The following is a 13,573-nucleotide window of genomic DNA, read 5'->3' as shown; positions in this document are numbered from 1 at the left end:
CCGTTGGGTGACGGCGGTACGCCGCGTATCGGCCTTCTCGGGGATGAAGAATGGAGCGGCAGATTGGCCGCGTGCGCCCGTCGCCGGATTTTGACTCCACCCTTCGGCTGGGCGTTTGTCGCACCGAATGGAACGGAGTTAGCCCCGTTTGATGGGGTTTGGTGAGGACCAGGCGGAATGTGTTGTGGCTTTGCCATCGTCATTCGCCTACGCGTTTGCAAGAATCGCCGCGATCAAAGGGAGGAGAAGCCGAGTGGCGCGCGGAGACGTGCACCGGCGGGAGTGAAGCGCGCGGCGTGGCTGCGCGCATTCGCAAGGCGAATCCAGCGATGCCGGAATGCGGCAGCGCTAGGATCGCTGCTAAATCCTTCTTCCCTATTCACACGGCGCCGCTCATGTATTGGCTCCGAAACTGCTGGGAGAAGGTATGCGTTTCCTTGGCTGCAGGGTCTGTTGGAGCGCCGGGCGCGTAGACCTCGATTTTTGGTTGAGGGCATTCCCTCGACTGCTCGCGGCTGTGTCGATTCTTTTCATGGTGGGAAGCGCCTCTGCATACAACCGCGGCTTCTCGAAGGACTGGGACACTCCTGCAATCACATTGGCAGGAGGAACCTGGGCTGGAAGCGGTCCGCCGCAGGTGCCCGGTTTTCCCTATCTCGGTACAGGCTACTACTTCGGCATTGATCTTTCCGGAAGCGCCTATGGCATTCCCGAGGATGCCGCACGGCGTGGGCTGGCATTTCTGAATTCGCATGTTTCGGCTCAAGGCCTGTGTACTTCCAAATACACGTTCTCTTTCGGCGAGCCTTGTTCCTTGACTGTCAGTATCGATGGAAGAAATGGGGAGTTCCGTTGCAAGATTCGCGGAAGTGCATGGTATCGAGGGTGGTGGTTGGGGTCCGGGTGGATTGGTACCGAGGATTGCGAAGGAGACGCCACGGGAACGCGGTCTGAGATTGTTGTTAACTCAACGTTGTTGATTCAAAAGCGCTGCAATATGCCTGGAGCGCTCGACACGTTTTTTGACCCCGTTTCACGTCAATGCGTTTGCCGCCCTGGCCAGGTCTACATCGCTGAACGAAAGATTTGTGCGCCGATCCGAGACCGCTTTATTCTGAAGCCTTGCGACAACTGCCATGGCAACCCGATCATGGCGCCTATCGGCGCAAAGACCCAGTCCGTGGACGTTGGCTGGCAGCCATGGCTTCCCATCCGATTGACGTTCAATTCCATCCGGCGCGTGCCGTATGAACAAGACGTCGATCCCTTTCTGCAAAGCGACCCTCAGACGTTTGGCGGTTGGACAGCCAGTTTCGATCGCGCGCTGTTCATTGCGCCTCAACCGAATGGCGCATCGCTCATCAATGCCGCGCGTGGCGATGGTCTGTGGACCACATTCACCAGCGCGCCAAACGGTTTTGTTCCGGCGAACGGCTTGGTCACTGATCGTTTGCAGGCCAGCGCGGACGGCTATCTCTACAAGGATAACCAAGCAAGATTCATCGAGCAGTACAACACGCGCGGCCAGTTGATGAAGGTTTGGCGCGCCGACGGAGCAACCCTGACCATTGACCGAGCCACCGCCGCGGATTACCCCACATACTTGGATGAAGGCGTGCCCAAATCCTTGACCGACCACTTCGGCCGGGTGTGGCGGATGGAATACGGCGGTGCAGAAGGTGCGACACGGGTCACCGCCATCGTGGATCCGGCCAATGGCCGCACCGCGATCGAATATGACAAGGACCAGGTCAGCACACTGGTATGGAATGACGGCCATTCCCGTCAGTTCCTTTATGAGCATCCCCTGTTCTGGCCGTTGACCGGCTATCTGGATGAGAACGGGGTTCGCGGCGGCACGTACACCTATGACGCAGAAGGTCGTGCCATCGGCACAGCGCGCGCCGGTGGCCTTGACGCCTATTCGGTGACATGGTCGGCCCCGAGTCGCTGGTCGATTCAGGAGCGGTACGACCCGCAGGCCAACGTCCTGTGGCTGGACCACACCCTCATGCCGGCGCAAGACGCGCGCGTGCAACTGCCCAACGGAGAGGTGGAACAGGTGTCGGCATCCCCGCTGTTCGGATCGGTGAAGTGGACCACCAAGACGCAAGCCGCAGGCGCGGGGAGCGCGGCGGCCACCGCGCGTCGAACGCTGGATGCCAATCAGAACGTGACCCAGTCGGACGACGTCAACGGCAACCGCAGCTGCATGAGTTACGACAGCAGCCGCAACACGGAGACAGCGCGGATTGACGGTCTGACCACAGCGACCGAATGCGCAACGGCTTGGGCGTCGCTGCCTGCCGGCGCGCGCAAGACCAGCCGGCAATGGCATCCTGATTGGAACTTGGCGGTCAACACGGCAGAGCCGGGTCTCATCACGACGCTGATCTACAACGGGCAGCCGGACCCGACACAAAACAACGCCGTGTTGAACTGCATGACGGGTGCGACGCCGCTGCCCGATGGCAGCCCGGTGGCCGTGCTGTGCAAACGCGTGGAGCAGGCGACCACCGATGCCAACGGCTCCCTGGGTTTTGCCGCGAGGCCTCAAAGCGGCGTCGCCGCACGCAGCTGGCGCTGGACTTACAACGAGTTCGGCCAAGTGCTCACGGAAGTCGATCCGCGAGGAAAGACCACGGTGACCAACGAGTACTACGCCGACACCACAGCAGACCACACGCTGGGGGATCTGAAGAGCACCAGCAACGCGGTGGGGCACGTGACGAGCTTTCCTCGCTACAACGCCTACGGACAGCCGTTGGAGGTCGTCGACCCGAACGGCATCAGCAGCACCTACGCCTACGACGCTCGCCAGCGCGTCAGCTCAGTGATGCTTGGCGAGATCACCACCAGCTACGCCTATTGGCCCACCGGGCTGCTCAAGCAGACCACGCAGGCCGACGGCAGTTCGGTGTCCTACGAGTACGACGACGCCCATCGGCTGGTGGGTATCTCAGACCAACTCGGCAATCGGATTGATTACACGCTGGACAGCAGCGGCAATCGGACCCGGGAGGCGGTGAAGGATCCGAGTGGGGCGCTCAGGAGGACCTTGTCGCGAGCGTATGACGCCCTGGGTCGGGTACAGAACCTGACGGGAAGCCGTTGATGGCAATGCACCCCAATAACGAAACCGGACGTTCGCTCATGACCTTGAATTTGCGATTTTTCCGCCGCGCGATGGTCTTCCTCGCCTTGGCGTTTGGGTTAAGTGGAGGAGCTTTTGCCACAACGCAAATTGACCGCTGGTGTATTACCAACAGTCTTTACTATCATAATTTTAATAATTGTTATGAAACTTCTGGAAAGTTAATTCAAGAGTTTTGGTCGTATCTGGAGCCCACCTACCGTAAAACTTCTGATCCAGGTGCGGAGGGAACTTATACGAAATCATGGATAGAGCTTGATGGTTGCAATGCCGTTGGTACCTCACCTCCAATAATTCGTTGTCAAACATGGCAAAAATTCACGGCATATACCACCGAAGGCGAGTTGTTGCGAGAATATGATCCAGTCGAGGGGTGGTTCTTTCTAACGATGATGTGCGGCGGTGCGATGGGCACCTCGTACTATCCCCCAGCAGATCGCTGTGTTTACATCGTGGAAGAGCAAAAGCCTCCATGTGCCTGTGCGGCGGACAATCCTTCCCATGGGAATCCCATCACGGCCCTGGATGGCACCAAGCACCAGCAAGAAACCTTATTGCGTTGGGGGCGTGGTCATTCGGTGAGGGCGACCTATAACTATTTGCGCCAAACTGTGGGCCAACGAGTCCACGAGATGGGGTTTTCCGCTCTTGGATCTGTTTGGTTTACCAACCACCATCGCGCGAGTTTCAGTTCCTGGGATTCTCAGCAGTTTCAGCGTGGCGACGGAACATGGAGGACGTTCAAGTCCGGCGCTACGACCCCATCGAGTCCGTTGGAGGTCGATCCTGCCCCTGTTTTTTCGGGATCCTCTGGGATTTTCTTCTACGACACGTCCGCCGAAGCAGTTGAAACCTTTACGTCGTTTGTGTACCCGCGGCGTTACGCAACGTCCACTGCTTATATTGATGGTCGCAAAGTGACCTACCTGATCGATGGCGAAACCTTTGGCAATGGCGCAGTGACTTCCGTGTTGCGCACCATCACCGACGAATCGGGACGGCAGGTGAGTTTCGCGTATGAGGTCGATCCAACGGCAGCTGCCGCCATGCGCATCACCACAATGACGGATCCGGCCGGCGGCCTCTACAGGTTCAGCTATGGGGATAAGGGCCAGCTCGCGTCGATTCAATATCCAGATCAGACCTCCCGCCAATACCGCTATGAGGTACAGGGTAAGCCTTGGTTGATCACCTCTCTGATCGACGAAGCGGGCAATGTTTACGGGCGTTACGCCTATGACGATGAAGGCCGTGCCATCTCGACCCAAACGGGCACGGGAGGGGAACGCTGGGATGTGGAGTGGACACAAGCGCCCCAGGTGTATGCGGCCGAATACTTTGACGGCGATGTCTTGCGTCGGACGCTGGCATTCGTCCAGCCCGCTGTGGCTGTCCTCCATGGCCCTGACGGTTACCAGGAAACCCTGTCCAGCGCACCTGTAGACGGCGTGACGCTGCTGGCGAACCGTGTGCTTCCTGCAGGTTCTGGATCGGCGTCTGCCTCCATCCAAATGGACCGCGATGCGGAGGGCAATGTGATCCGTCGTCTGGACGCCAATGGACGGCAGTCCTGCTCCGCGTATGTGGCGGGCCGCCACGCGGAGTCCACTCGTGTTGAAGGACTTGCCAATGGGACTGCCTGCGCCGCGGTCCTCGCGACCAGCGCCACCTTGCCCGATGGTGCTCGCAAGGTGAGCTCCCAGTGGATCCCAGTGTGGCGCAAACAAAGCCGAGTCGCCGAGCCCGGCCGAGTGACGACCTACGTCTACAACGGCCAACCCGACCCGCTCAACGGCAACGCCACGGCGTCCTGCGCGCCGGCAGACGCTCTGCTGCCTGACGGCAAGCCCATCGTCGTGCTTTGCAAGCGTGTCGAGCAGGCCACCACGGACGTCAACGGCGCAGCGGGTTTCAACGCCGCAGCGCAGCCCGGCGTGGCGGCCCGCACCTGGAGCTGGACCTACGACGCGCAGGGCCGAGTCCTCACCGAGGTCGACCCGCGTGGCAAGACCGTGCTCACCAACGAGTACTACACCGACCGCACCGCGGACCATTACCCCGGCGACCTCAAGTCCTCCACCAACGTCGCGGGCCACGTCACCAGCTTCCGGCGCTACAACGCCTTCGGCCAGGCGCTGGAGGTCATCGACGCCAATGGCATCAGCACCAGCTACACCTACGACGCGCGTCAGCGGCTGACCTCGGTCACCCAGAACGGAGCGACCACCGGCTACGCCTACTGGCCGACCGGCCTGCTCAAGCAGGTCACGCAACCGGACGCGAGCTTCGCGGCGTACGACTACGACGACGCCCATCGCCTGGTGGCCGTCTCCGACAACCAGGGCAACCGCATCCGCTACACGCTGGACCAGCGCGGCAACCGGACCAAGGAAGAGGCGACGGATCCGAGCGGGGCGCTGCGCCGCAGCATGGCCCGGGTCTATGACGCGCTGAGCCGCACACAACAATCGACAGGCAGGGAGTGAAGATGAAGAACCACCTGGGGCGCCTGAGGCGCCGGATGACGCTCGTGGCGATGGCCGCGGCGCTCATCAGCCCCCTCGCACACGCCGCCACGCTGCCGCCGCCGCCCGTCTCGCCGGCGCCGGTGACCGACTACGAATACGACGCCAAGGGCAATCCCACCAAGGTCATCAAGGCCAAAGGGGTGAGCGGCTTCGGCTTCACCACGCAAAACGGCTACGACCCGCTGGACCGGCTGCGCACCAACACCGATGCCAAGAACGGCACCACCACGCTGGGCTACGACGGGCAGGACCAGGTCAAGCAGGTCACCGACCCCCGCAACCTCGTCACCACCTACCAGCGCAACGGACTGGGTGACCTCACCCAGCTCATCAGCCCCGACACCGGTACCGCCAACAGCACCTACGACGCTGCGGGCAACCTGCTCACGCGCACCGACAGCCGAGGCGTGCTGGCCACCTATGCGTATGACGACCTCAACCGGCTCAAGTCGATCGTCTACACGCAGAGCGGCCAGACCAGCCAGACGTACGGGTGGACCTATGACCAGACGGGAACGGCCTTCGGCTACGGGGTGGGTCGGCTCACCACCGCCACCTTCCCCACGGGCAGCACCCAGTTCGGCTACGACGCTCAGGGCCGGGTGATCAGCCAGGTGCAGAACGTCGGCGGCATCGTGCTGAGCACGCGCTACGGCTACGACGCCACTGGGCACCTCACCAGCATCACCTATCCCTCGGGCCGTGTGCTGACCGTCGTCTACGCGGGCGGACTGCCTGCGGCGCTCTACCTGGCCGCAGACGGGACCGCCACGCCCAAGCCCTTGATCAGCGGCTTGCAGTGGGAGCCATTTGGCGGCTTGCGCAGCTGGTTGATGCACCTCAACAGCGGCACCAAGGCGCAGGAGCGGGTGTATGACGTCTATGGCCGACTGGTGCGCTACCCGCTGGGTGACGTCGTGCGCGACCTCACCTACGACGCGGCAGACCGCATCGTCAACTACACCCACCTGGACGCCACCACCGGGGCGGCCACTGCGGCCACCCAGACGTTGGAGCAGACCTTCGGCTACGACGAACTGGGTCGCCTGACCACGGTGACGCTGCCGACGTCGGTCTGGTCCATCGGCTACGACGCCAACGGCAATCGCACCAGCGTGACGCTCAACGGCGCCAGCCGGGCGTACACGACCTCAGCCACCAGTAACCGGCTCAACGAGATCAGCGCTCCGGTGCGCAGCTTCAGCTACGACGCGGCGGGAAACACCACTGCGGACACCTCGGGCTACACCAGCACCTACGGGCTGGACGGGCGCATGGCGGGGCTGGTCAAGGCGGGGGTGACCTCGGCCTATGCATACAACGCGGCGGGTCAGCGGGTCCGCAAGATCTCAGGGGCGCAGAAGTACCACTTCGCGTATGACCTGGACGGTCATCTGCAGGGGGAGTACAACAGCGGCGGAGGGGCGCTGCAGGAGTTCATCTGGCTGGGCGACATGTTGGTGGCGGTGATCACGCCGTCCAGCACCACCGAGCCGCGGGTGTATCACGCGTACTCGGACCACCTGAACGCGCCGCGCCTGCTGATCGACATGGCGGGTGCGCAGCGCTGGCGCTGGCTGAGCGAGCCGTTTGGGACCACGCCGGCGGAGGCGATTCCGAGTTCGATCGAGACGCTGGCAGTGAATCTGCGGTTCCCCGGGCAGTACTTCGACAAGGAGTCGGGGCTGAATTACAACTACTTCCGGGACTATGACGCGACGACGGGGAGGTATGTTCAAAGTGACCCCATCGGGTTGGACGGGGGCATCAACACGTACGCTTATGTGGGTGGGAATCCGCTGGGCTTTAGTGACCCAATGGGTTTACAGGCTGTTCCTACACCCTGGGGGCCAATGCCACTGCCGCCGCCAGTGCCAAGTGCGAGTCCGAGTGGCGGACGCGGGGGTTATGACCCAAGGTCAGATACTTACACGCCTTCAGGGACGAATTCGAATAACGATAACTGCTGTTCTTCATACACAGACGTCTACGAGGCAAATGACGAAAAGCATGGAAGTACGCCGCGCGGGAAAATTTCTGCTGAACCATCATTCCCAGACCTCGCACTTCAGAATTCCGTTGCTGTGGGAAGATCAAAGATTGGTTATGATGGTTTGTCCGGCCAAGTTGTGATGTTTCGTTCGCACTGGACTGACGAGCAGAAGTGCATTAAATATTGGCATGGGTATGTAGTTTATCAGCGAGATCTCACTCCGGAACAATGGAAGGCTGGGCGTGACGCTGGTTTTCCAAATTGGCCGAGAAAACCAAAATGACAAATGAGAATGTCGTGTCTTATTCTTTGAGCTTCGCCGGTTTCTCAATCGAAGTTCGCGTTGATGAGCAATCATCTATAAATTTCACAAATCGGTTTGATCAGTATGGCCCAGACTTCGTGTTTGCTGTTGCAGAGATATGGCTAAACCACGAAGGCTCAACGCACCTCATCGTTCCGGCTACTCACCCAGAAAATTTTCTGGAATGCTTGAGGGATTTGAGCGCATGTGTGTCCAGCCCACCGGTAGTGCTTGGTATAGAAGAGGTAATTCCTTGCGGTGGATGGTGCTCGTGGATGGCCGGATACTGGGATCGAGTTGACCGAGAAAGTGATATAGTTGGTGACGAAAAAACATATGAACTTCTGATTCCGGCATCTTTTGTAGCAAGCAAGGTTGGTTATATTGCTGTCTACGTGTACGGTGACAAGAAAATATTTGAAGTTGCCGTCCGCCCCGGTGAAGGACGCAAGGCAATAGGCGCTTGGGCGCAATTCAATTCAGATGCGCTAGGTACTGAGGTTAAACATCTGGCGAAGGTTATCGCTGAGAATATTCGTGGTGCGGAAAAGAAGCCCGGTAAGCTGGGGTGAGCTTGCAAACCCCAGGGGCACTCGCTGAAACCCTTCGCGTAGACATGTTGGTGGCGGTCCTCACGCCTTCCAGTACGACCGAGTCGCGGGTGTATCACGCGTACTCGGACCACCTGAACGCGCCGCGCCTGCTGATCGACATGGCTGGAGCGCAGCGCTGGCGCTGGCTGAGCGAGCCGTTTGGGACCACGCCGGCGGAGGCGGTTCCGAGTTCGATCGAGACGCTGGCAGTGAATCTGCGGTTCCCCGGGCAGAACTTCGACAAGGAGTCGGGGCTGAATTACAACTACTTCCGGGACTATGACGCGACGACGGGGAGGTATGTTCAATCTGACCTGATTGGGCTCGCGGGTGGTTTGAACACCTACACATACGTCAGCGGAAACCCTATTTCAAAAATGGACCCGCTAGGTCTCCTTGAGAACTACACGTTCGACCGTCGCGCAGGTACTGTTACTCATGACTGCGAGTGCTCATCAAAGACCTCGACCACTGCATTCTCTGGCAACTACCAGTATGCGAATCGACCGGAGTATGAAGCATTCCCCGAGCATGGTCCCATCCCCGCCGGCAAGTACTATATCGTTCAACCATACAATTATTCTCGAACTAATCCTTCCGTGTTTTTCAGACTGTTCAGAGACGATGGCGTCATTGACGACGAAACATTCGTCCCCGACCCAAATAATCCCGGCGAGTCTGTGCGTCGTGGGCAATTCAGATTTCATCCCGGAACGGCATCTAACGGCTGCATAACAGTGCCAAATAGAAAGACCCTGAGGGAATGGAACAAAATTCAAGAGCAGTTGATGCGCACAAAAACGTCAACGATACCAGGGACCAACATTGAGTATTACGGCACGGTGACTGTTAAATGAAACAGCTATATTGGGTTGCCTGGATTCTCGCTGCATTGGCGGTGTGGCTTACAGTGGGGTGGTTCGGACTAAAATTTGCAGTTGTAGACCCCTATTTCGACCGCCAAGTAGATGCAGTTGCTGCAAAAGCCCCATCGGTTTTTCTAAGCAAGGAAGACGTCGCAGAGATTGAGCGCGCTCGTAGCAGTGCATTTAACGCACTGGGTGTATTTGGTGGCGTTCTATGTGGTTTTGCGTTCGGAGTCGCTGGTTGCCGATTTTCTTCCACGAGACGAAATAAATCTGAAGGCTTGGCGACCGTCAAGCAGGATGAGTAGCACGGGGGAGGCTCTAAAAATACGACCTTGGCGATTCGCGGTATGTTCAAAGTGACCCCATCGGTCTGGCAGGCGGCATCAACACCTATGCGTACGTGGGCGGAAATCCATTGTCATACGTGGACACATTAGGTTTGTGGGAAACCACCACGTTGCTCAATACCGATAAGTCTACTGTTGTATACAATGGAAATGGCATGCCAATTCCACGCCGGGTCCAGGCTGGCCGCCAGGCCACCCGAAGGGCTCGGCCTTGATGCGGACTCATGCCGTTCGACGCTCGCCGTGGGCGGTGCATGCCAGGAACCCCGGCATGCGCCGCTGACGGCAGAGGGCGACTCGCTCCCTTCGGTGGAAGGGCGGGGGGATGGCGGCTGGATGTGTATCTGTGCTCGCAGCCGGCGTTCGGAATTTCTTGGAACCCAGTCAATCACAATTGGTTGAAGACGGACTCGGCGGAAGCAGGCATGGGTGGCACACGAGGGAATGTCCCGGGAAATGATAGTGGTGACCTGCCAGGCGAAAGAGTTCAAGTGACGGACCACACTGGAAGAAGCAAGGAGGCTGGCGCCTCGTGCGGGAAAGTTTCCGATGTCGATGAAAAGAAGGTCAATGAAGCATTAATGATTGGTCGGGCGCTAGGCCGCTGGGGGCCGACTAATCAGTGCCAGTCCTTTGCACGTCAGACTCTTCGTGATGCATCCTTGGTCCCGCTGCCGTCACTGCCCTATGGCTCTCCGAACCGTTGAATATGAAATCACTTAGGTCTTTGTTCGCCCTCGTTCTTTTGGTTGCGGTTACCGCCAGTTGCTCCAAGTCGAATGCCAACTATGACGCGCTAGCTAGCCGGAACATTCAATGCCCACAGGGCACGCATCTGGCATACCTACCGTGGGGCGAGTCCGGGTTGGAAGCTGCGTGTTTGCAGAAGAGCGGACCGTCGGTGATTGCAGAGTATGGCCGAATCAAAATCGAAGGGCAGTACGCGGAAGATAAGCAAGTGGGCGAGTGGCGCTGGTTCGATGAATCAGGAAAAGTTGTTCGCACGGAGCAAAAGGGCTCTCGCTGAGAGTCCGCCGTGTCCAGGCTGGCCAACGGCCACCCGAAGGGCTTGGCCTTGGCGCGGGGAGCGCAACACCTGAGGCTCGCCGTTTGGCGAGGGCTTGTAGAGGAAGTGGCATGCCCGGGTGACGGGAGAGGGCGACTCGCTCCCTTCCCTGGGAAGGGCGTGGGGATGGGGTGAAACCGCTGCCGCAGGACAGCGGGCAGGCCAGGCAGGCGCCAGGCCTGACGCGAACGCGCACCCGCCCCCAGGCGGGTTGCCCGAGCGCTGCAGGGGCCGACCTTGTTCAGGCGCGGTCCTGGCGCCGGTTCGTGCCAACGCGAAGAACGAGGTTGGGGTGCAGGTCAGCGAAGCTGACCGAAGCCCGCCGCTGACGAAGCGCAGCGCAGGAAGCCACCCTGGATGGCGGCGACGTTAGCCAACCAGAAGCGCCTGGTGCACTCCATCTGGCACTAGCATTTAGAGCGACAAGCGCAGCCGCCCCTCGTTGTAGATATGGACCGATGACTTGCCCCACAATTCCCTGGGCAGCTTGCCGCCGGCGGTCTTCAAGCCCAGGGTGTTTAACCAGGATGTCTCTAGTTCTGGGCTGTCTACTTGACGAGGGAGCTTACGTACCCAGATCCCCAAGCCGCCCCGCGTCGGCAGCCCCGCCCCTCAAATCCAACCAAGGTCAATCGCCCTCAACACCGCCTGGGTCCGGTCCCGCACGCCCATCTTGGCGAAGATCGCCGAGCAGTGGTTCTTGATCACGCCCTCGCTGTTGCCCAACAGCGCCGCGATCTCGGTGTTGCTGCGGCCGCTGGCCACCAGCCGAAGCACTTGCAGCTCCTTCGGGCTCAAGGTCTCCGGTTCCGGCGTCGCGGAGAACGCCCGTTCGCCAGGACCGCGCTCCATCCGGTCGGTTAGCAAGGGCCGCAGCGCGGTGGAGCCGCCCACCACATCCCGCAGCGCCTGCACCAGCGTGTCCGGGCTGATCGCCTTGAGCAGGAAGCCCCGTGCACCGGCACGAACCGCTTCGTCGAAGGCCGCTGCATCGTCGAAGGTGGTCAGCAGCACGACCGGGATCTTCAGCGCCCGTGACGCCAGCGCGCGGATCAGGCCGATGCCGTCCAGCCGCGGCATGCGCATGTCCGACAGGATCACATCCGGCTGCTCGCGGGCCAGCAGCTCCAGCGCCTCCGCACCGTCGGAGGCCTCGCCTACCAGGCGGATGTCGTCATGCAGCGCCAGCAGCCCCTTCAGGCCTTCGCGCACCAGTTGCTGATCCTCCACCAGCAGCAGCTTGATCGTCTCGCTCATTTGCTTCTCCCATGCCGTCGCGGTCACGCGTGCCGCGGACAGTTCAGTTCGATCAGAAAGCCCGGATGGTGACGCAGCACCTGCATCGTCCCCCCCAGCTCGGCCATGCGCTCCTGCATGCCCTTCAGCCCGTTGCCCTCGCGCAGCTTGCGCGTGCCCCGGCCATTGTCGTCAACCCGGACCCGCACCTGCGTCGCGTCCGCACCGTCCACCAGGTCCAGGCTCACCTGCACCCGTGTGGCACCGGCATGCCGCACCGCATTCGTCACCGCCTCCTGCACACAGCGCAGCAGCGCATGCGCGCAGCGTGGCGACAGATCCTGCGCCACCGGGTCCAGCGTCAATTCGATCGGCGTGCTGGCAATGCCCTCGGCCAGCGTGCGCAGCGCCGCCTCCAGGTTGATGCGCTGGCTCTCTCGCTCCCGCGACACCGCCGCCCGCACCTCCGCCAGCAAGCCGGCCGCGCCCAGGCGCGCCTTCTCGACCGCCTGCGCGGCCCCGCTTTCGTCGTGCCGCTTGAGCAGCGCATCGCTGAGCTGCAGGTGCAGGTTCAGCGCGGTCAGGTGGTGGCCCATCACGTCATGCAACTCACGCGCCATGCTCATCCGCTCGGCATAGCGCAGTTGCTCGACCTGCAGGCGCTCGCCACTGTCCTTTTCCGCCAGCATGGCCTGGAACCAGCGCCGCCGCTCCGCCTCCGCCGCCGCCAGGCGACCCAGGCCGAACGCCATGCCGTGCAAGGCCACCATCGAGATCGCCAGCCCCAGGCTGTTGAGCCACCAGGGCAGGTCGTTCTGCAGTTGTTCGGCCCGCTGCGCCTCGCTGGGCAGCAGCCAATACAAGGCCACGTTGATCACCACCTGGGCGAGCGCAAAGCCGAAAGCCTTGCGGACGTTGAGCAACAGCGCGGCCAGCACGGTGACGAGGAAGGGCAGGCCCGGTGTGACGGTGAGGGCCAGCAGGTCCAGCAGCAGCACGCGCGACATCGCATTGCGCGGCGGCAGATCCAGATGCTGCTGCCGCGCCAGACGCCAGAAGTGCCAGGCAAACAGCGTGACCAGCGCCAGGCAGGCCAGCACGAACGGCGCATCATGGGTGTCCCCGCCCAGGCGGCGGTACAGGCTCGCCAGCATGCCGTCGTACGGCTCGGTGGGATTGCCCATCAGACCCCAGACCGCCGACGCCAATTCCAGCAGGCAGACCGCCAGCGCGGCGATACGCAGCACGAAGGCGGGTTGGGCAATGCGGGCGAGCAGTCGGTCCAAGGGGCAACAATCCAGAGCAGGTCACGGCGGCACTGCCGCCACAAGCGGCAGGGCCAACCAACAACGCGGATTGTCGCGGGAGCGCCTCCCCCGTGGCGCCACCGATGCGACGAGCGCCTCAATCCGGGGGATGAATCGACAACAGATTACGTCGGGCGGGGTGGGGCCATCGTCGTCACGTGAGACCGTGAACCTCG

The 13,573-nt window shown here is 61.0% G+C and carries 8 protein-coding genes and 1 pseudogene; 7 read left to right on the top strand and 2 right to left on the bottom strand.

Translation table 11 applies throughout. The features are described 5' to 3' along the window. Positions 1-532 precede the first annotated feature (532 nt). The 7 genes and pseudogenes from N4261_RS24920 to N4261_RS24890 all read left to right on the top strand — a co-directional run. Entirely contained in the window at positions 533-3,115 is a 2,583-nt protein-coding gene (locus tag N4261_RS24920; protein WP_261757936.1) for an RHS repeat domain-containing protein, read from the top strand. Further along, entirely contained in the window at positions 3,115-5,640 is a 2,526-nt protein-coding gene (locus tag N4261_RS24915; RefSeq protein WP_261757935.1) for an RHS repeat domain-containing protein, read from the top strand. The genes N4261_RS24920 and N4261_RS24915 overlap by 1 nt, the downstream gene beginning before the upstream one ends. Before the next feature lie 2 nt (positions 5,641-5,642). Beyond that, complete coding sequence (locus N4261_RS24910; protein ID WP_261757934.1) at positions 5,643-7,958, top strand: RHS repeat-associated core domain-containing protein; 2,316 nt, start codon at positions 5,643-5,645, stop codon at positions 7,956-7,958. Continuing rightward, positions 7,937-8,551, top strand: a complete 615-nt coding sequence (locus N4261_RS24905) for a hypothetical protein (RefSeq protein ID WP_261757933.1) — start codon at positions 7,937-7,939, stop codon at positions 8,549-8,551. The genes N4261_RS24910 and N4261_RS24905 overlap by 22 nt, the downstream gene beginning before the upstream one ends. A 44-nt stretch (positions 8,552-8,595) precedes the next feature. After that, a complete protein-coding gene (locus tag N4261_RS24900) occupies positions 8,596-9,429 on the top strand; it encodes an RHS repeat-associated core domain-containing protein (RefSeq protein WP_261757932.1) in 834 nt (277 codons plus the stop codon). Then, positions 9,426-9,746, top strand: a complete 321-nt coding sequence (locus tag N4261_RS24895; protein ID WP_261757931.1) for a hypothetical protein — start codon at positions 9,426-9,428, stop codon at positions 9,744-9,746. The genes N4261_RS24900 and N4261_RS24895 overlap by 4 nt, the downstream gene beginning before the upstream one ends. Positions 9,747-9,778: 32 nt before the next feature. Then, positions 9,779-10,003 (top strand): annotated as a pseudogene (locus N4261_RS24890) (RHS repeat-associated core domain-containing protein); the annotation flags it as partial. Positions 10,004-11,466: 1,463 nt separating this feature from the next. Here the strand turns inward: N4261_RS24890 and N4261_RS24885 are convergent. Both N4261_RS24885 and N4261_RS24880 read right to left on the bottom strand, forming a co-directional pair. After that, a complete protein-coding gene (locus N4261_RS24885; protein WP_261757930.1) occupies positions 11,467-12,111 on the bottom strand; it encodes a response regulator in 645 nt (214 codons plus the stop codon). Between the two features lie 23 nt (positions 12,112-12,134). Beyond that, complete coding sequence (locus tag N4261_RS24880; RefSeq protein ID WP_261757929.1) at positions 12,135-13,376, bottom strand: sensor histidine kinase; 1,242 nt, start codon at positions 13,374-13,376, stop codon at positions 12,135-12,137. Positions 13,377-13,573 lie beyond the last annotated feature (197 nt).

Source organism: Roseateles amylovorans (assembly GCF_025398155.2).
Lineage (GTDB): Bacteria > Pseudomonadota > Gammaproteobacteria > Burkholderiales > Burkholderiaceae_C > Roseateles > Roseateles amylovorans.
Note: the sequence above shows the minus strand (reverse complement) of the source record. Positions and strands in the feature narration are given on the sequence as shown.